The organism is Streptomyces sp. RerS4 (assembly GCF_023515955.1).
Taxonomy (GTDB): Bacteria; Actinomycetota; Actinomycetes; order Streptomycetales; family Streptomycetaceae; genus Streptomyces.
This window is the reverse complement of the sequence record NZ_CP097322.1, coordinates 988,779-1,006,987: the sequence shown is the minus strand read 5'-3', so window position 1 is coordinate 1,006,987 and position 18,209 is coordinate 988,779. Positions and strand designations below refer to the sequence as shown.

General features: G+C 73.9%; 15 protein-coding genes and 1 pseudogene. 7 read left to right on the top strand and 9 right to left on the bottom strand.

Annotation, left to right across the window (positions count from 1 at the left end):
• Positions 1–172 precede the first annotated feature (172 nt).
• Complete coding sequence (locus tag M4D82_RS04585; RefSeq protein WP_249764798.1) at positions 173–568, top strand: helix-turn-helix transcriptional regulator; 396 nt, start codon at positions 173–175, stop codon at positions 566–568.
• Here the strand turns inward: M4D82_RS04585 and M4D82_RS04580 are convergent.
• Positions 541–1,284 carry a trypsin-like serine peptidase gene (locus tag M4D82_RS04580; protein WP_249764797.1) on the bottom strand — a complete coding sequence of 248 codons (744 nt, stop codon included), beginning with the start codon at positions 1,282–1,284 and terminating at the stop codon, positions 541–543. The two genes, M4D82_RS04585 and M4D82_RS04580, sit on opposite strands and share 28 nt — an antisense overlap.
• A 328-nt stretch (positions 1,285–1,612) precedes the next feature.
• Here M4D82_RS04580 and M4D82_RS04575 point away from each other — a divergent pair, with 328 nt between their 5' ends.
• Positions 1,613–2,902: an ATP-binding protein gene (locus M4D82_RS04575; RefSeq protein ID WP_249764796.1), complete on the top strand. Its 1,290-nt coding sequence runs from the start codon at positions 1,613–1,615 to the stop codon at positions 2,900–2,902.
• A gap of 277 nt (positions 2,903–3,179) precedes the next feature.
• On the top strand, positions 3,180–3,788 hold the full coding sequence (locus M4D82_RS04570; RefSeq protein WP_249764795.1) for a type 1 glutamine amidotransferase family protein: 609 nt from the start codon (positions 3,180–3,182) through the stop codon (positions 3,786–3,788).
• Positions 3,789–3,884: 96 nt separating this feature from the next.
• On the opposite strand, the gene M4D82_RS04565 is transcribed toward M4D82_RS04570, so the two are convergent.
• The 5 genes from M4D82_RS04565 to M4D82_RS04545 form a co-directional block, all read right to left on the bottom strand.
• Entirely contained in the window at positions 3,885–4,487 is a 603-nt protein-coding gene (locus M4D82_RS04565) for a hypothetical protein (protein WP_249764794.1), read from the bottom strand.
• Positions 4,484–6,130, bottom strand: a complete 1,647-nt coding sequence (locus tag M4D82_RS04560; RefSeq protein WP_249764793.1) for a serine/threonine-protein kinase — start codon at positions 6,128–6,130, stop codon at positions 4,484–4,486. Before M4D82_RS04560 ends, M4D82_RS04565 begins: the two co-directional genes overlap by 4 nt.
• 154 nt (positions 6,131–6,284) lie before the next feature.
• Positions 6,285–7,541: a Tm-1-like ATP-binding domain-containing protein gene (locus M4D82_RS04555; RefSeq protein WP_249764792.1), complete on the bottom strand. Its 1,257-nt coding sequence runs from the start codon at positions 7,539–7,541 to the stop codon at positions 6,285–6,287.
• A gap of 48 nt (positions 7,542–7,589) precedes the next feature.
• On the bottom strand, positions 7,590–8,105 hold the full coding sequence (locus M4D82_RS04550) for an NUDIX hydrolase (RefSeq protein WP_249764791.1): 516 nt from the start codon (positions 8,103–8,105) through the stop codon (positions 7,590–7,592).
• Between the two features lie 60 nt (positions 8,106–8,165).
• Complete coding sequence (locus tag M4D82_RS04545) at positions 8,166–9,245, bottom strand: cation diffusion facilitator family transporter (RefSeq protein ID WP_249764790.1); 1,080 nt, start codon at positions 9,243–9,245, stop codon at positions 8,166–8,168.
• A gap of 155 nt (positions 9,246–9,400) precedes the next feature.
• Here M4D82_RS04545 and M4D82_RS04540 point away from each other — a divergent pair, with 155 nt between their 5' ends.
• The 3 genes from M4D82_RS04540 to M4D82_RS04530 all read left to right on the top strand — a co-directional run bounded on the left by M4D82_RS04540 (position 9,401) and on the right by M4D82_RS04530 (position 13,601).
• Positions 9,401–11,890 carry an FHA domain-containing protein gene (locus tag M4D82_RS04540; protein ID WP_249764789.1) on the top strand — a complete coding sequence of 830 codons (2,490 nt, stop codon included), beginning with the start codon at positions 9,401–9,403 and terminating at the stop codon, positions 11,888–11,890.
• A gap of 122 nt (positions 11,891–12,012) precedes the next feature.
• Positions 12,013–12,624: a hypothetical protein gene (locus M4D82_RS04535; protein WP_249764788.1), complete on the top strand. Its 612-nt coding sequence runs from the start codon at positions 12,013–12,015 to the stop codon at positions 12,622–12,624.
• The gene (locus tag M4D82_RS04530) at positions 12,624–13,601 is read left to right on the top strand and encodes a serine/threonine-protein kinase (RefSeq protein WP_249764787.1); all 978 of its coding nucleotides are present in this window, start codon (positions 12,624–12,626) and stop codon (positions 13,599–13,601) included. Before M4D82_RS04535 ends, M4D82_RS04530 begins: the two co-directional genes overlap by 1 nt.
• 38 nt (positions 13,602–13,639) lie before the next feature.
• On the opposite strand, the gene M4D82_RS04525 is transcribed toward M4D82_RS04530, so the two are convergent.
• Positions 13,640–14,905, bottom strand: a complete 1,266-nt coding sequence (locus M4D82_RS04525; protein ID WP_249764786.1) for a streptophobe family protein — start codon at positions 14,903–14,905, stop codon at positions 13,640–13,642.
• Positions 14,906–15,532: 627 nt separating this feature from the next.
• On the opposite strand from M4D82_RS04525, the pseudogene M4D82_RS04520 reads away from it, so the two are divergent.
• Positions 15,533–16,695, top strand: a pseudogene (locus M4D82_RS04520) (DUF6777 domain-containing protein); the annotation flags it as partial.
• Positions 16,696–16,864: 169 nt separating this feature from the next.
• Here the strand turns inward: M4D82_RS04520 and M4D82_RS04515 are convergent.
• Together M4D82_RS04515 and M4D82_RS04510 are read right to left on the bottom strand one after the other, a co-directional pair.
• Positions 16,865–17,461 (bottom strand): hypothetical protein, encoded by a 597-nt coding sequence (locus tag M4D82_RS04515; protein ID WP_249764784.1) that lies wholly within the window; start codon positions 17,459–17,461, stop codon positions 16,865–16,867.
• A gap of 16 nt (positions 17,462–17,477) precedes the next feature.
• The gene (locus M4D82_RS04510; RefSeq protein ID WP_249764783.1) at positions 17,478–18,083 is read right to left on the bottom strand and encodes a hypothetical protein; all 606 of its coding nucleotides are present in this window, start codon (positions 18,081–18,083) and stop codon (positions 17,478–17,480) included.
• Positions 18,084–18,209: the final 126 nt, after the last annotated feature.

Below are 18,209 nucleotides of genomic sequence, written 5' to 3'. Positions count from 1 at the left end.
GCCCGGTGCCGCGTCGCTGCGACGACGTCGACGACGGCCGGCCCCGCTGTCAGCCATTGGCGGACAGGCACCTACCGGCTCTTAGGGGTCCCGATGTCCCAGTGGCGCGAGCCGCGGTTCGACCCCTCCCACCTGTTGCCCCGCACCCTGCGCCACCTCCCCGAGCAACTGCGTGCCACCGCGGGACGGCGGCCCCCGCGTCGCCCCCGACGTGATCTGGGGGTGGCGCGAACTCCACCGGACCGACGGACGGATCAAGGTCACGCAGCTCGCCGCGCAGGGGCTGGTGAGCGTACGGACCCTCGAACGCCGCTTCCGCGAACAGATCGGCCGCTCATCCGCCGAGGTCGCCCGCATCCTTCGCTTCACGAACGCGCTGCGCCTCCAGAGCCGGGGGCTGCCCCTGGCGACCGTGGCACGGCTCGCCGGACATCACGACCAGGCCCACTTCAACGACGTCGTCAAGGAGACCACCGGCCTGACCCCCATCGGCCTCGCCCGCGAACGGTTGATCCAGTGGACCGCCGAGCCGCCGCCGGCTCAGGGGGCGTCGGCCGCCGTCCGGTAGAGCTCCCGTGCCTCCTCGCCCAGTACGGCGCTGTAGGACACCTCCGCGACCGTGCCGCCGCCCTCGTATCCGCCGAGCACCCCCGCCAGCGCGCCGTCCACCAGCCACGGGCTGCCGCTGGTGCCGCCGCTCAGGTCCGGGCACTCGATGCGGCGCTGGGTGTCCGAGAGGAGCGAGGTGGAGTTCGCGCAGCGCAGCGGCGCGTCCCGCTCGCTCGGGTAGCCGAGGACCGTCACCGTCACGTCGTCCGGCTGCCCGGCGGCCACCGGGAAGCCGCCGACGACGTCCTCGACGCGCACCCCGTCCAGCGGGGCGAGGGTCGCGAAGGCGACGTCGTCGTCGGGATCCTCGCCGTCGGTCCAGTCGGGGGACACGCTCACCTCGGCCAGCCGCCACACCCCGTACGGGGCCTTCCCGTCCCGGTAGCCCGGCGCGAACACGGTGGTGGCCGGGTGGTCGAGGCAGTGCGCGGCCGTGGCGATCACGTCGCGGCCCGCGCTCCGCACCACGGCGGCGGTGCAGAAGTGCCCGCCGTCCAGACCGCCCGCGAACAGGGCGCCGACCCGGTCCGCGGTCGCGTCGGGCAGCGCCTCGGCGGTGACACCCAGCGGCGCGGTGGCACGGGCGTCCGGAGCGTCCACGCTCACGAGGGCGGCCATCGCGGTCAGCGCGAGCAGGATCCGGGCCGCCCGTCGGGGAGGGTTGGTTTGGATCATGCGCCGAGCCTCTCCGGCGAAGCTGTGTCCGGAGCCCGGTATTCCATGTGAATCGGCTGTGAATCCGCGAACCTACCCGCGAACCCGAGAACCCGCAAACCCGCGAACCCGCGAACCCCAGAGTCCCCGGCATCCCGGCCACCCGGGCGCCGGGCTGTCGGAAGCCATGAAGGCGCTGGGGTCGGCGGCGGACGGCTTCGGCGGAAGACACCGGTCTATGGACGCCGCGGCGCAGTTCCGGAGCGGCTGTTGTGCACGAAGGCGCGGGAGCGTGGGGACCCGCCGCGCCTAGCCTCGCCGCAGGAGCACGAACGAGGGGCGGTACCAGGTGAACTGGCTCATCCACGACTACCGCGAGAGCGATCTCGCGGCAGTGGTCCATCTCATAGACACCACGGCCGACCTCGGCCAGGAATCCGTCTTCTCCCTCGCCGAGTGCATCAGCGCGCTGACCGACCGGCAGCCCTGCGTGGTGGCCGTCCACCAGGGCGTCCCGATCGGCGCGGCGCTCGCCTGTGTGACGGGCGAGCGGGCCTGGGTCATGCGCATCGCGATCGCCGCCGGCTGGCGCGGACGGGGGCTGGCCAGCGCGCTGCTCGTGGAGCTGGAGCGGCGGCTCATCGCCGCGCGCGTCGGCCGGATCGCGTACGTCCTGCCCGAGGAGGACCTCCTCGGCGAAGGCCTCCTCAACGCCGGTTACACGCGCCAACCGGCCGTCGCCTATTTCGAGAAGACCGAGCCCCTGCACGGACCGGCGGCCGGCCTCCTCGACGACCTCGGCGGCCGTTTCCTCCCGGCGGACCTGTGGGCCAAGGTCGCCGGCATGGAGACCGAGAAGGACCTCATCGAACGCCGCGTGGTGCTCCCGCTCGCCGAGCCGGAACGGGCCGCCGCCCACGGGGTGCGCCCGCCGCGCGCCATCACCCTCTTCGGACCGCCCGGCACCGGAAAGACCACCTTCGCCCGCGCCATCGCCTCCCGCCTCGGCTGGCCCTTCGTGGAGCTGCTGCCCTCACGCCTCGCCGACGGCGGGAACCTGGCCACCGCGCTGCGCGACGCGTTCGCCCGGATCGCCGAGCTGGAGCGGGTGCTCGTCTTCATCGACGAGGTCGAGGAGATCGCGCCCGTACGCTCCGAGCCCGCGCACCCGGGCGGGATGCACGGGGTGACGAACGAGCTGCTCAAGCTGATCCCCGGGTTCCGGGAGGGTGACGAGCGGCTGTTGGTCTGCGCCACCAACTCCATCCGCTCCCTCGACCCGGCCTTCCTGCGGCCCGGCCGCTTCGACTACCTGATCCCCATCGGCACCCCGGACGCCGCCGCCCGCGCGGCGATCTGGTCGCGCTACACGGCCGGGCGCGCGGACGTGGACGTGGCCGCACTCGTCGCGGCGACCGAACTGTTCACCCCCGCCGACATCGAGCACGCGGCCCGGACCGCCGCCCAGGTGTCCTTCGAACGGGACCTGGAGGCGGTGGGCGCGCGCGGCGCGGCGGCCGCGCAGCTCGGGGCGACGACGGAGGACTACCTGGCGGCCGTGGCCCAGTGCCGGCCCAGCGTGACCCCGGCGATGACCGTGGAGTTCGAGGCCGACATCACCGCGCACGCGCGGTCCTGATCCCCGTCCCCCGGTTGCGGCGGGGGACGGTTACACGTGAAACGGCCCGCAGCCACTCCCAAAGCGGCTGCGGGCCTTCCGCGCGGCGTGGGTGCCCGTGCGGCCGGCCAGGCGGCCACGGGCCGATCCAGAGGTTCCCGACGGCCGGAACCGGCACGGGCCGAAACCGTTCGAAGCCACGGAACGGCAGGCCACTTCCCGCCGATTGGCCCAGGGCGAGCGGGCATGGCGGGTGGAAGACTCAGGCCCTGAGAGACGTACCGACCGAGGAGTTTCGATGCGGGTAGCCGTGGTCACCTTCGACGGATTCAACGAGCTCGACAGCTTCATCGCCTCGGCGCTGATCAACCGCTGTCGCAAGGACGGCCTGGAGGCCTTCATCACCACCCCCACGCCCGTGGTGACCTCGATGAACGGCGTCGAGGTGAGGGGGCAGCGCCCCATGGACTTCATCCCCGACGCCGACGTCGTCCTGATCGGGAGCGGGGTGAAGACGCGTGACGTGATCGCCGACGACCGGCTGCTCGCCATGCTGCCCCTGGACCCGACGCGCCAGCTCATCGGTTCGCAGTGCTCCGGCGCACTGGTGCTCGCGCGGCTCGGCCTGCTGAGCGACATGCCGGCCTGCGCCGACCTGACCAGCCGGCCGTTCGTGGAGGGGCTGGGCGTCACCGTCCTGGACGCGCCGTTCCACTCCGAGGGCAACATCGCGACGGCCGGCGGCTGCCTGGCCTCGCAGTACCTCGCCGCGTGGGTGATGACCCGCACGCTCGGCGAGGAGGCCGCGCGCGGCTCCATCGGCTACGCGGCCCCCGTCGGCGAACAGCGCGAGACCGTCGAGCGCGTGATGAGCGCGATCAGCGCGGGCGAGCCCGCCCTGCGCTGACCGGGACCGGCCGGGACCGACCGGGACCGGCCGGGACCGACCGGGACCGAGTGGGGCTGACCGGGACCGAGCGGGGCTGACCGGGAAGCCCCCCCTCTAGTAACGACACCGGTACGTGAACTCCGTCGCCGCCGCGCGCCGTTCCGGGGACAGCAGCTGGAGCTCGGCGCGCGCCGCGTACGTGCCCGCGCCCTGGAAGGTCCACAGCAGGTGCAAGGTGGCTTCCTCGCGGCCGCCGCCCACCCGCTCCGTGAGGTCCGCCGACCGGGTCCCGTCGCTGCGGACCCAGCGGTACGTGAGGGTCCCGGGGCGCCCGTTGGTCCGTACGACGGCCACCACATCGGCCGCCGCGTCACAGCCCGGCCCCTGCGGGTCGGTGCTGACCGACAGGCCCCGCACCTCGACGCCCGGCCCGAACCGCTGCCAGCCCAGGTACCCCAGCACCGCCGCCAGCACCACCGCCGCCAGCGTGTAGCGCCGCCAGCCCCCGCCGCGTCGTGGGGCGGGCGGCGGCGCGGCCGGCGCCGGCGGGAACGGCGCCGGCATGGCCGCCGTCACCCCCGGCCCGAACCGCAGCACCGAGCCCTCCACCCGGTCGGGGGCGGCGTCCTCGGGCTGCGGCGGGCCGGTGAACCAGTGACTGCCGAGGACGGTGGCGCTGTAGTCGTCGTCCCCCTGAGGGGTGCGGGGATCGGTCATCGCGGGGGCTCCTGAGGCTCCTGGGGCTCCTGGTCCTGGCATCGAAGCAGCAGTTGGGAGTCGGACGCCGAGCCGCTGCCGGCGGCGGGCCGGGTGGTGACGCGGACCCCGCCGTAGCAGCCGTGACCCCGCGCGAAGGTGTGGGACCGGGTGACGGGGGCCAGGGAGCCGGCCGACACGGTGACCGTCTCCCGGCCGTCCGGGACCGCGTAGTCCCCCTGCCGGTCGCCGAGGAACCACTCCAGGACGACCGTGACCTGGCCCGTGCCCTGCGTCGCCAGGGACACGGTGGCCTCGCCCCGGTAGACCCCCGGCTTCAGCGCGACGTCGAGCTTGGTCACGCGCAGCGTGGGTGACGGCGTCGGAGTAACGGTGTGCGTGGGCGGCCCGCTCACCGTCGGCTTCGCCGTGGGGCTCGCGGAGCGCGAGGGCGTGGGCGAGGGCGTGGCCGAGGGGCTCGCCGTGGGGGAGTGCGTCGGCGACGCGGACGGTGACGCCGACGGCCCCGGCGAGGGCGAGACCGGCGCGGACGGGGAACCCGACGGGGAGGCGTTCGGCCCGGCGCCCGGCGGGGCCGGGCTCGTCGTGGCGAACTCACTCAGCGCCGACGCCTGCGGCGGCGTCCCGCCGACGGCGTCGGTCGTCAGCACCAGCAGCGCCCCCAAGACCAGCGCGAGCCCCGTCGCGAACCAGCCGCCGCGCCCCGGCGCCCAGCCCGACGTGCCGCCGACGGAGGTGGTCGCCACCGCCGTGGTGCCCGCAGAGGCGGCTCCGGCCGACGGGAACAGCAACGGCAGCAGCGCGGCGAGCGCCGCCAACTTGCGCTGCCCGCGCTCCTCCCAGTGCGGCCCGTACGCGGCCACCGCGATCCGTTCCAGCTCCGCCACGAACGCCTCGGCGTTCTCCGGCCGTTGCTCGGGGCGCTTGGCCAGGCCCCGCCGGATGAGCGGACGTACCGGCTCGGGGGCCTCGGTCTCGGGGACGGGCGCCTCGATGTGCTGGACGGCGAGCTCCGCGAAGTTCGTTCCGTCGTACGGCTTGCGGCCGGTCAGGCACTCGAAGAAGGTCGCGGTGGCCGCGTACACGTCGGCCGTCGGCGAGGCCGGCTGCCCCTGCCACTGCTCCGGTGCCATGTAGGCGGGCGTACCGGCCACCCCGGGCGTCGTGCCGCGGCCCGCCGCGATGCCGAAGTCCACCAGCTTCGAGGAACCGTCCGGCGCGACGAGCACGTTCTCCGGCTTGTAGTCCCGGTGCACGACACCCGCCCGGTGGGCCGCCGCCAGCCCCAGCAGCGAGCCCTTGAGGACGACCAACGCCGCCTCGACGTCGGCCCGACCGGACTCCCGCAGCACCGCGCGCAGCGACACGCCGTCGACCAGCTCCATCACGATGGCGGCGCCGCCCGGCGCCTCCACGTACTCGTACAGGCCCACCACGTACGGGGAACCGAGCCCCCCGAGCAGCCGGGCCTCCGCCCGGAACTCCCGTACGAAGGCCGGATCCTCCCGCAGCCGGTCGGCGAGGTACTTCACCGCCACCGCCGTCCCGGTGAGGTCGTGGACGGCGAGCACGACGCGGCCGCTGCCGCCCGCGCCGAGCTCGCGGACCTCGGTGTACCCCGGTACCGTCCAGCCGTAGCTCATCGTTCGCCCCCGTCCGTGCCACCCGGGGCCGCCCCCGGGCGGCCGGCCGGTCGTCCCCCGACCGGCCACCACCTTGGGACGTGGTTTCCGCCACGGCCGGTTCCCAATCCCCGCGCACGTCACCGGTGTGTGTCAGCACGGCGTGGGGAGCGGCTCAGGCGGCCGCCGAGACCGCGCCGATCATCGCGTGCAGCCGGTCGGCGGCGGCCCGTCCGAACGCCGGGTCGTTGATGTGCGTGTCGTAGTCGTACAGTCGGGCCGCGCTGCCCCGCAGCCCGTCACGGAGCGCCGAGAACAGCGCCCGGTCCGCGTCCGGGTCGTGGTACGGCCCGCCCGGTGCGCCGAGCGTGGACAGCCCGCGCAGCGGGACGCAGACGGCCGTCGGGCCCGTCGCCACGCGGAGTTTGGCGGCGACCCGGCGGCCCAGCTCCGCGCACTCGGCCTCCGTCGTACGGATCACCGTGATCGAGGGGTTGTGGACGCGCACCCGCCGGTAGCGGGCCCGCTCGGGCAGCGTCTCCAGCGGCCCGAACTTCACCATGTCCAACGCGCCCAGGCTCACCACCTGCGGGATCCCGGCCCGCCCGGCCGCGCTCAGCCGGTCCGGCCCGGCGGTGAGGATCCCGCCGCACAGGTCGTCGGCGAGTTCGCTGAGCGTCAGGTCCAGCACCCCGGCGAAGATCCCCTGGTCGGCCAGGGTCTCCAGGGTGCGGCCACCGGTACCGCTGACGTGGAAGACCAGCACCTCGTAGCCGAGTTCCGTCAGTCGTTCCCGGGCCGCGTCCACGCCGAGGGTGGTCACCCCCGCCATGCTCGCCGCGATCAGCGGCTTCGATCCCGCGCCGAGTCGGGCCGGACGCCGCCGCTCCGGGGTGGCGTGGGCGTAGCCGCGGGCCATGCCGGCGATCGCCTCCACGGCGTTGGTCAGGATCGGGGCCGAGACGCTGTTGATCCCGGCGATGTCCACGACGCTGTACATCATCGTGACGTCCGCCGATCCGACGTACGGGGCCACGTCCCCGGACGCCATGGAGGACACCATCACCTTCGGCACGCCGAGCGGCAGTGCCCGCATCGCCCGCGTCGCGATCGACGTGCCGCCGCTGCCGCCTATCGCGAGCACCCCGTGCAGCCGGCCTTCGGCGTGCAGGCGTAAGAGGACCGCCTCGGCCCCCCGCGCCATCGTCGTCACGGCCGCGCCCCGGTCGGCGGCCGTGACCAGGTGCGACAGTTCTGTTCCCGCGGCTCGGGCCACCGCCTCGCGCGGCACGTCCGCGGCCACCCGGGGTTCTCCCATGATCCCCGTATCGACCAGTACCACTTCGACGCCGGTGCGCAGCAGCCTCTCGCGCAACCAGCCGTACTCGACACCCTTGGTGTCCAGGGTTCCCACCAGCACGACGCTCGTCATATGTGCAATGTCCACGCAGGTGGGGTTTGCCGGCAAGTAAAGGTCGGGTCAACCGTCCAGTAACGCCAACAACCTGTCCAGAAAAGGCATTTGAGAGATCATCATCTTTTTTCGGGCCGCCTCCGGCGTGAACCAGGCCACCCGATCCAACTCGGGAAACTCCTGCTCACGCCCCGAGTGCGGAGGCCACTCCATCGTGAAGGTCCCCGGCACCACCAGCGCCGGATCGAGATCCGCCTCCACCGCCCACACCGTCACCAGCTTCCCGCTGCTCAGGCGCACCTCGCCCAGCGGCAGGTACGTGCCCTCCGGCGGCGGCAGGCCCAGTTCCTCGGTGAACTCGCGGCGGGCCGCGTCCCGGGGCGTCTCGTCCGGCGCGTACTCGCCCTTGGGGACGACCCAACTGCCCGCGTCACGCCCCGCCCACAGGGGACCGCCCATGTGCCCGAGCAACACCTCGACGCCCGGCCCCGCCGTCGGCTCCGGTGCCGACGCGGCGGGGTCCCCCGTACGGCGGAACAGCAGCAGCCCGGCGCTGCGCTTGTACCTCTTCGGTCCGGTCATGGCCCCATACCTCCCCCGCCCGGGGCCCGGCCTACCCCGCCCGCCCGGACACCTTCCAGGTCAGTGCGCGTGCGGGCCCTGGCGGTGGACGGGGCCGTGGGGGTCCCCGCAGTGCGGGCCGCCGTCGTCCGGCCCCTCGCCCGCCCGGCCCACCGACAGCAGGGTGTCCTGGACGTGATCCACCTGGAGGGTCGTGTGGGTGATCCCGTACTCCTTCGCCAGCATCCCCTCCAGGTCGCGGCGTACGGCGTGGCAGTCGCCCGCCGGCTCCACCAGCACGTGTGCGGACAGGGCCGCCTGCCCGGAGGTGATCGTCCAGATGTGCAGGTCGTGGACCTCCGTCACCGGCGGATGCCCCACGAGCCGGTCGCCGACCGCGTCCGGATCCAGGTGCGCCGGAGCGGCCTCCAGGAAGATCCGTCCGGACTCCCGCACCAGGCCGTAGCCCGCCTTCACCATCAGCGCCACCACCACGAGCGTGGCGATCGCGTCGGCCTGCGCGAAGCCCGTGGTGAGGACGATCAGACCGGAGACCGCCGTCCCGATGAAGGCGAACAGGTCGTTCAGGATGTGCTGGTAGGCGCCCTCCACCGCCAGCGAGGACCGGTTCGCCCGCGAGATGCACCAGGCCGCCGCCACGTTGACGACGATCCCCGCCAGCGCCGTGACCAGCACCAACCCGCCCGCGACCGGCGGCGGGTCCAGCAGCCGCCGCACCGCCTCGTAGGCCAGCCACACCGCCAAGAGCAGCAACGTCAGCCCGTTCGCCTGCGCGGAGAGTATCTCCGCCCGCTTGAGGCCGAACGTGAACCCGCCGCGCGCCGGCCGCGCCGCCAGCCGCATCGCGATCAACGCCAGCACGATCGAGACGGCGTCGGTCAGCATGTGCGCGGCGTCGGAGATCAGCGCCAGGGACCGGGCGATGACACCGATGACCACCTCGACGGCCATGAAGCCGCCGATGAGGCCGAGAGCGATCGCGAGCCACCGCCGGTCGGCGTTCGGGTCCACGCCGTGACTGTGCCCGGCGTGGCCGTGTCCGGCGTGCTTCTGTCCGGCGTGGTCCTGCCCGGCGTGGTTGTGCCCGTCCCCGCCGTGCTCGGCGTGGTCGTGCCGCCCGCCGTGATCGTGTCCGCTCATCGCATCCATCCCCCGTCTGTCCGGTCCCGTCGCGTGAAGTGAAGCGCACCGCGCGCGGAACGGCAAAGGCTGCAACGGGGACCGTTGTCATTACCCATAAGCACGCTCTGACCTGCGGTTATGCCGGCGCCGGCGGATCGTGGGAAAATCTCTGCATGGTCCAGCGCCCCGGTGTGCCGACCGCGCCCGCACTCGTCCTGGAGACCGCCGAGGGCTCCACCGAGATGAGTCCGGGCCGGACCTACCACGTCGGCAGAGACCCCCTCTGCGAGATCTGCCTCGACGACGCCCGTGTCTCCTGGCACCACGCGATCCTGCGCCCCGACGGCGACCACTGGACCGTCGAGGACGAGAACAGCACCAACGGCACCTGGGCCGACGGCCACCGCGTCCACGCGTGGACCGTCGGCCCAGGCAGCGAACTGCGCTTCGGCAGCGCGGACGACGGCCCCCGCGCCCGCCTCCGCGACCGTACGCCGCCCCGCGCGCCCCAGGGCGCCCCCGCCCCGGCGGTCGACCCCGGCCCGGCTGACCTTCGCTCGGCCGGTGCCGGCCCGGCCGACCTCCGCCCGGCCGACCTCCGCCCGGCCGACCTCCGCCCGGCCGACCTCCGCCCGGCCGACGACGCCCGCCCCTCCCGGGTCTCGGACCCCTCCCACACCGGCACCTTCCGCAGCCCGACCAACATCCGCCCGCTCCCCGCCCGCACCACCCTGCGCATCGGCCGCGCCCCCGGCAACGACCTCGTCATCGACGACCTCGTCGTCTCCCGCCGCCACGCCGAACTGCGCGCCCTCCCCGACGGCACCCGCGAGATCGTCGACCTCGGCAGCCACAACGGCACCTACCTCAACGGCGTCCCCGTAGACCGCGCCCGCATCGCCGAGGGTGACATCGTCGGCATCGGCCGTTCCGCCTTCTGCCTGGTCGGCGACCGGCTCCAGGAATACGTCGACACCGGCGAGGTCTCCCTCGACGTCCAGGACCTCGCCGTCGCCGTCGACCACGGCCGCAAGACCCTCCTCGACCACGTCTCCTTCCCCGTCGGCACCAAATGCCTGCTCGCCGTCGTCGGACCCAGCGGCGCCGGGAAATCCACCCTCCTCGGCGCCCTCACCGGACTACGCCCCGCCGACCACGGCACCGTCCTCTACGACGGCCGCGACCTCTACCGCGACTACGCCGAACTACGAAGCCGCATCGGCCTCGTCCCCCAGGACGACATCCTGCACGCCCAGCTCACCGTCCGCCGCGCCCTCACGTACGCCGCCGAACTGCGCTTCCCCCAGGACACCGCCAAAGCCGAACGCCAGGCCCGCGTAGACGAGGTCATCACCGAACTCGGCCTGCGTCAACGCGTCGACCAGCCCATCCACAGCCTCTCCGGCGGCCAGCGCAAACGCGTCTCCGTCGCCCTCGAACTCCTCACTAAACCCTCCCTGCTCTTCCTCGACGAACCGACCTCCGGCCTCGACCCCGGCATGGACCGCTCCGTCATGCACATGCTGCGCGGCCTCGCCGACGACGGCCGCACCGTCATCGTCGTCACCCACAGCGTGCTCAGCCTCGACGTCTGCGACCGGCTGCTCGTCCTGGCCCCCGGAGGCCGCATCGCCTGGTTCGGACCCCCCGAGGAGGCCCTCGACTTCTTCGGCTTCGACCAGTGGCCGGAGGCCTTCGAGGCCTTCGAGAACCAACAGGACCGCGACTGGGCCGGCCAGTACGCCGCCTCCCCCCAGTACCGCGCCTACGTGGCCGGCGCCGCCGCCCGCTCCCGGACCGACACCACCCCGCCCGGCCCGGCCGGCTTCGCTCCCGCCCCGCCCAAGGCCCAGAGCTGGGGCTCCCAACTCTCCACCCTCGTACGCCGCTACGCCGCCGCCCTCGGCGCCGACCGCACCTTCCTCGCCATCATGATCGCGCTGCCGTTCGTGATGGGAGCCATGGCCCGCGCCCTCGCCGGCGGTACCCTCACGCGGGAGACGGCGATGAACGCGCTGCTCATCCTGTGCGTGGGCGGCGTCCTGACCGGCGCGGCCAACGCCGTGCGCGAACTCGTCAAGGAACGCGTCATCTACCAGCGGGAACGCGCCGTCGGGCTCTCCAGGTCCGCCTACCTGATGTCCAAGGTCGTCGTCCTCGGGACCATCACGGTCGCCCAGGCCGTGGTCCTGACCCTCGTCGGCCTCTTCGGCGTGAAACAGAGCCCCCCGGAGGCCTCCGGGGTCTTCCTGGCGACCCTCGTCGAGATCACCCTCGCCGTCGCCCTCCTCTCCTTCACCGCGATGATGCTCGGCCTCCTGGTCTCCGCCCTCGTCACGAAGGAAGAGGTCACCATGCCGCTGCTGGTCCTGCTCGCCATCGTGCAGGTGGTCTTCTGCGGGGCCCTCCTCCAGCTCGCGGGTGTGCCCGTGATCGAACAACTCGCCTGGTTCGTTCCCGCGCGCTGGGCGCTCGGCGCCATGGCCGGCACCATCGACCTCGGCCGGATCGTCCCCGGCCCCCTCACCGACGACCCCCTCTTCGCCCACTCAGGTGGGGTCTGGCTGCTGAACATGGGCATGCTGGTCGCCCTGTCCGTGCTGTTCGGAGTGCTGGTCGCGCGGCTGCTGCGGCGGCACGAGCCCGCGATCATGCGGAAGTAGAGCGTCGGATGAGTGGCGCGGCGGACCCGGGCAACGCCGGTACCCCTGGCACTCCCGGCAGTCCTGGCACTCCTGGCACTCCCGGCACTCCTGGCACCTACGGCGCCTCCGCCACCTCCGCCTTGGAATTCCGTCCCACCCACGTCGTACCCCCGGACGGCCTGCCCACCTGGGAAACCCCCGACGCGTCACGGCCCACCGCGCCGCTGGACCCCTTCCTGCCCGTGCGCCTGGTGGCTCGGCGCGGCGATTGGGGGGAGATCCTCTGCGCCAACGGATGGTCCGCCTGGGTCGACGGCCGACTCCTGGTGGCGGTCCCGCAGCCGCCGCCGACCCTCGGCGTGCCCCTCGCGCGCACCGACGACCCCGAACCGCTCCTCGCCCACACCGCCGACGCGCTGGAACGCTACCTGGGCGCCCTACGAGCCCAGCGCGAGCCCGGCGCCGCCAGCGCGGGCCCCGACGGTGAGGAATTCCGCCGCGCCCTGGCCGGCCTGCGCGCCGGGATCGTCATCGACGGGGCCTCCGTGTGGATCTACGACGACACGACGCGGCGGTGGATGTACGCCGACGGCGGTCACCCGGCGACGTACGCCGTCACCACGGGACCGGAAGCCGCACCCGCACCGCAGCCGCCGCCCGGCGAGGGTGATTCCGGGGCACGGGGCGACGTACGGGAAGTGCCCCACGATCCGACCCGCGTCGTGGAGCGGCCCGAGCCGGGAGGGCCCTGATGGGCGCCGCCGACTCACTCGGCGGGCGACCGTCCGACCTGGAGGGGCGGCGCCTCGCCGGGTACCTCGTCGAGAGCGAGATCGGCCGCGGCGGCATGGCCGTCGTCTACCGGGCCCGTGACCTGCGCCTGGACCGCACGGTCGCGCTGAAGGTGCTCGCGCCGGAACTCGCCCGCAACGACACCTTCCGGCAGCGGTTCGCGCACGAGTCGAAGGTCGCCGCCGCCATCGACCACCCGCACATCGTGCCGGTCTTCGAGGCGGGCGAGACCGAGGGCCTCCTGTACATCGCCATGCGCTACGTCGCCGGACACGACCTGCGCGCCCTGCTCGACCGGACCGGCCCGCTGCCGGTGGAAGCGGCCGCCCGGATCGCCGGACAGGTCGCCTCGGCCCTCGACGCCGCCCACGCCCACGACCTCGTCCACCGCGACGTCAAACCCGGCAACATCCTGGTGGCGGAGGGGACCGACAGCGAACACCCCGAACACGTGTACCTCACGGACTTCGGGCTGACGAAGAAGTCCCTCTCGCTGAGCGGGTTCACGAGCGTCGGGCAGTTCGTCGGCACCCTGGACTACGTGGCGCCCGAGCAGATCGCCGGCAAGCCGGTGGACGGGCGCTGCGACGTCTACAGCCTGGGGTGCGTCGTCCACGAGATGCTGGCCGGCGGCCCGCCCTTCCGACGCGACGACGACATGGCCCTGTTGTGGGCGCACCAGTACGATCCACCGCCGCCGCCCAGCGCCCGCCGGCCGGAACTCGCGGGGGCGGTCGACGCGGTGCTGGCCAAGGCTCTCGCGAAGGCGCCCGAGGACCGGTGGCCGAGCTGCCTGGCGTTCACCGGGGCCCTGCGGCGGGCGGGTTCGGTGGGTTCGGCGGGTTCGCGTGCGCATCCGCCGACACGGGTGGTTCGGGCGGAAGCCGGACCGCCGCCCGAACCGCCGGGGTGGGCACGGCCGGTGATCGGGGGGTAGCGGGGGCGGGTGGTTACACGTGTTCTCGGATCGTGTTCTCAGATCCGGCCGCGGTGGCGCAGGGGACGGGCCAGGACCGCTCCGAGGAAGCCCGCGACGGCGCCCCACAGCAGGGCTAGGGCGGTGGTGCGCCACAGGAGTGGGGTCAGCTCGACGGAGCCGCCGAGGCCACCGATGTCGCCGATGCCGAGGAGCGTCAGGCCGAACTGCGCGTTAACACGTGCCAGCAGACAGACCGTCACGGTGGCCAGGGCGAGCGCCACCGCCAGGTGCAGCGCGTGCCGCCAGGCGGGAACGCGCGCGGGGGAGCGTACGGCGGCCAGCACGCCCGTACAGAGCAGCAGCACGGCCGCCACCACGACCAGCCACCACGCCCGGGGATCCCGCTCGGCGAGGGTGGCCACGTCGACGGAGGACGGGGCCGAGCCGCGCAGCACCTGATCCAGCAGCTGCGGCATCGGCAGCCCGAACGGCCCTTCCACCCTGCCCTGCCAGGCGCCGCCGAAGCCGAGGGTGAGGGCGAGCCAGGCGAGGTTGGGCAACCCGAGCAGGAGCACGGCCAGGGTGCGGGCGGCGTGCCCCTGGGTGAGGGCCACCACCAGGCCGACGACGGCGCCGACGGCCACATACGCGAGGAGCAGCACGGTCGTCGCGAACGCGGCCGGGCGGACGGCGGTGTGGAAGCGGAGCAGGCCGGCGGGCAGCGGCGCCCGGCGGGAGACCAGGAGGGAGATCACCAACAGGCCCAGGATCCACAGCAGTCCGAAACCGAGGGTGGCGGGTACGTCGGCGCGGAAACCCACCGTCGGGGCGGCGTCGACGATCTCGCCGATCTCCGCGAGGGGCGAGTCGCCGGTGACGAGCCCGAACGTCCGACGGGCCAGGAGCGCGAAGACGACGAGGGCGACGAGCCAGAGCACGATCGCCTGGGCGGCGCGGGCGAGGAGTTCGCCGGACCGGATCACCGCGTGATGGCACAGCGGACGCAGGAACAGGCAGCCGGTGACGAGCGCGCCCGCCAGACTCACCGACAGCGGGAGCACGGACAGGCTCACGTCGGCCTCGGCCAGGAGCCCGGCTCCGCCGGTGACCTCGACCGCGCCACCGGCGGCCATCACGACGACCGCGGCCACGACGCGGGGGAAGGCACCGCCCGGCAGTTCGCCCGCTCCGGCGAAGGCCAACCCGGCGGCGGCCACCGCGGTCATCACGGCGAACCCGGCCACGACGGCCGCGAGCGCGTCGCACCAGGCCTTCGGGGAGGTGACGCTCGTGGGGGTGGGGCTCGCCGAGGTAGGGCTCACGCGTCAACCGTAGGCATCCTCCGCTTGCGGTGACCACCCGGACGGCGCTCAATGGTGCCACTGTCCGAGGAGATCCCATCGGGGCCGGCCGCCGAGCCCGGGAGGAAGGGCCGCGACGTGACCACGCAACCCTCCGGCGAACGCCCCCCGGAGCCCGGGGATCCCTCAGGCGCCGCGGGAGCCGCAGGGCGCTCCGGCCCCTCGGGCTCCTTGGGCGCTGCCGGCTCCCCCGGCCCCACCGACTCCTTCGACCCCTGGGGATCTTCGGGGTCCTCGGCCGGTTCGGGCTCCTCGGGCTCCTCCCGCTCCGCCGGCTCTACCGACCCCACCGGCCCCTCGGGCGCTGCTGGCTCTACCGGCCCCACCGGCCCCTCGGGCGCTGCTGGCTCTACCGGCCCCTCCGGCTCCTCGGGCGCTGCCGGCTCCACCCGCCCCACCGGCCCTTTCGACTCCGCGGGATCCTCGGGGTCCTCGGGGTCCTCGGGCGGTGCAGGCCCCTCGGGCTCCTCCGGCTCCTCGGGCTCCTCCGGCTCCTCGGGCGGTTCGGGCTCCTCCGGCCCCTCCTGGTCCTCCGGTCCGTCGCGATCGGGTTCCGCCGGGCGGCCCGCCGGGCCGCCGTCGGGGCCGCTGTCCGGCGGGCGGCAGGGCCGCCGCCGTCGCCGCCGCCCGCGCCGCCAGGCGGGGCGGGCGGGTCGGGTGGGGCCGGTGGGGGCTCGTCGGGGCACTGGTGGCGTTCGGTGCCCCGGCTCGCGGCGGTGGCGGTCGCCCTGGCCGCCGTCGCCGCCCTCGTCGTGGTCCTCACCCGTCCCGGCGGTGGCGGGCCGACGCAGCGCGCGGCGGCCGAGGTGTTCCTGCAACCCGTCTCCGACGCCGGCCCGGACCCCTTCACGGAGTCCACCGCCAACCGCCAGGCCACGGCGCCGCCCCAGCCCGAGCGGAGTCCCGCTGCCACCGCCACCGCGCCGGGGACCCGCAGCGTGAGCGGCTCCGCACCCGGGCTCTACGGCGGCACGAAGGACGTGGCCAGCTGCGACGTGGAGAAGCAGATCACCGTCCTGGCCGCGCAGCCCGCCAAGAACGGCGCCTTCGCCGAAGCCCTCGGTATCCGGGTCGCGTCCGTCCCGGGCTACCTACGCTCGCTGACGCCCGTACAACTGCGCGTGGACACACGTGTAACCAACCACGGCTTCCGCGACGGCCGGCCCACGGCCTACCAGGCCGTCCTCCAGGCCGGGACGGCCGTACTCGTGGACGACCGGGGGGTGCCGAGGGTGCGGTGCGCGTGCGGAAACCCGCTCGGCGCCCCGGTGGCGCTCCCGGCCGACCCGAAGCGGCACGGACGGCCGTGGACGTCGTACCAGCCCTCGCAGGTGGTGGTCATCGCCCCGTCGGTGACCGTCATCAACAAGATCGTGATCTACGACCACAAGGACCGCCGGTGGTACGAGCGCGAGCGGGGACCGAAGCCGGAGCGCGACAAGCAGATCGTGCCGCCCGTCGTGCCTCCGGTGATCCCCACCCCGCCGCCGCCCCCGTCGCCCAACACGAGTAACCCGCCTGACTCGCCGCCGGCGAGCACCCCGCCGTCCGAGGGTGACGGCGACAGTCCCGCACCCGAGAAGAGCGGGAGCCCGTCGGACAGCCCGTCCACCGAAACCCCGTCGGACAGCCCGTCCACCGAAACCCCGTCGGACAGCCCGTCCACCGAAACCCCGTCGGAGCCGTCGTCCGAGACGTCGGCCGGTACCCCGTCGGGCCCGGCCACGGCCAGCGGTGACAGGCCTGGGGTCGGGCCCGGCGTCAGCCCCGGTGTAAGCCCCGGCGTCAGCCCGGGGGAGTCCAGCGCGCCCCCGCCGAAGGCGCCGAACGCGGCGGAACGGTCGGCCTCGCCCGCCGAGTCGGGCGGCGGGACCCAGGTGGTGGTCCCGCCGCCCGTGCGGCCGTAGAGGCGGCGACCGGTCAGCGGCCGGTGCGGCAGAAGGCGTCGAAGGCGCTCGTCGCACCGGCGAGGAAGCCGTCGTTGAAGGCCTTCTCGACGGCCTCGTCCTGGGCCGCCAGCCCGGGGGGCTTCTTGGGCGGTTTCGGCTTGGCCGCGTCGCAGTTCTCCTGGGCCGCGGCCTTGCCGGCCTTGACCCCGGCGTTGAAGCCGCGGTCACGTGCGGCCCGTACGAGCTCCTGGTTCGTCGCCTTGTCGGAACGCACCTGCCGGCAGGGCACCACCCCGCCCTTCTGCTGGTGGACGGCGTAGTCGGTGGGCGGCAGTCCGGTCAGGTTGAAGACTCCCGGCGGGTTCAGGCCGTCCAGGTTGCCGAGGCCGACGGTGGCGCCGGGGGCGTTGCCCCGCAGGGCCGCGCCGCCGGTTCCGATGAAGCCGGTGCCGGTCACGGTGACCGTGGCGCCGTCGTCGGATGGTTTGACGATGCAACTGCCGACCGTGACGGCGCTGACGGCCGACTGCGGAACCGACCCGGGAACCTCGGCGACGGCCGTCGGGCCGAGGCCGAGGAGCGAGACGGCCAGGGGACACACCACGGCGATGCCAACTCTGGCGCGCATGACGTTCGTCCCCGGCTCAGCGGTTGCCGCCGGTGCGGCAGAACTTGTTGAACGCGCTGGTGGCGCCGGCGAGGAAGCCGTCGTTGAAGGCCTTCTCGACGGCCTCGTCCTGGGCCGTCAGGCCGGGGTGCTTCTTGGGCGGTTTCGGCTTGGCCGCGTCGCAGTTCTCCTGGGCCGCGGCCTTGCCGGCCTTGACCCCGGCGTTGAAGCCGTCCTGGCGGGCCTTGCGGATCGCTTCCTTGTCCTTCTGCGTCTGGCTCTTGTCCGCCTTGGCCACCATGCAGTTCTTGAAGCCACCGCTGTCGGGCAGCACGGTGAAGTCGGTGTTCTTCTGGAAGCGCTTGAGCATGAAGTTGCCGTCGGCGTCGACGCTGAGCGGGAAGGTGCTCTCGCCGTCGTTGAGGCTGAGTGCCTCGTTCGGCTTCCAGCCGCTTCCGGTGATGGTGATGCTGAGCCCGTCTGCGGCGGGCGTGACGGTGCAGGTGCCGATGGCGGGGACGACCGTAGGGGCGGCGGCCGTGGCGGCGGGGGACAGCGCGGCGAGCCCTCCGGAGAGGAACGACGCGGCGATCAGGGAGGAGACGACGGTGCGTCGGGCGTGCCGACGGGTTGGCCGGTTCATGATGGCGTTCTCCACTCACGGAGTGACGGAGGGAGAGGTGTGCGTGACCGTGCGGGCGGCGTGCGGACAACCGCTCGGTACGGGCGCGGCGCGGCCTGAGGAGGGCCGTCGGCCAAGAGGCCGTAC

Bases quoted from the DNA above. Each gene is read 5' to 3' on its own strand.
- M4D82_RS04580 (WP_249764797.1), bottom strand. From the start codon at position 1,284: ATGATCCAAACCAACCCTCCCCGACGGGCGGCCCGGATCCTGCTCGCG.
- M4D82_RS04570 (WP_249764795.1), top strand. From the start codon at position 3,180: ATGCGGGTAGCCGTGGTCACCTTCGACGGATTCAACGAGCTCGACAGC.
- M4D82_RS04565 (WP_249764794.1), bottom strand. From the start codon at position 4,487: ATGACCGATCCCCGCACCCCTCAGGGGGACGACGACTACAGCGCCACC.
- M4D82_RS04560 (WP_249764793.1), bottom strand. From the start codon at position 6,130: ATGAGCTACGGCTGGACGGTACCGGGGTACACCGAGGTCCGCGAGCTC.
- M4D82_RS04555 (WP_249764792.1), bottom strand. From the start codon at position 7,541: ATGACGAGCGTCGTGCTGGTGGGAACCCTGGACACCAAGGGTGTCGAG.
- M4D82_RS04550 (WP_249764791.1), bottom strand. From the start codon at position 8,105: ATGACCGGACCGAAGAGGTACAAGCGCAGCGCCGGGCTGCTGCTGTTC.
- M4D82_RS04545 (WP_249764790.1), bottom strand. From the start codon at position 9,245: ATGAGCGGACACGATCACGGCGGGCGGCACGACCACGCCGAGCACGGC.
- M4D82_RS04540 (WP_249764789.1), top strand. From the start codon at position 9,401: ATGGTCCAGCGCCCCGGTGTGCCGACCGCGCCCGCACTCGTCCTGGAG.
- M4D82_RS04530 (WP_249764787.1), top strand. From the start codon at position 12,624: ATGGGCGCCGCCGACTCACTCGGCGGGCGACCGTCCGACCTGGAGGGG.
- M4D82_RS04515 (WP_249764784.1), bottom strand. From the start codon at position 17,461: ATGCGCGCCAGAGTTGGCATCGCCGTGGTGTGTCCCCTGGCCGTCTCG.
- M4D82_RS04510 (WP_249764783.1), bottom strand. From the start codon at position 18,083: ATGAACCGGCCAACCCGTCGGCACGCCCGACGCACCGTCGTCTCCTCC.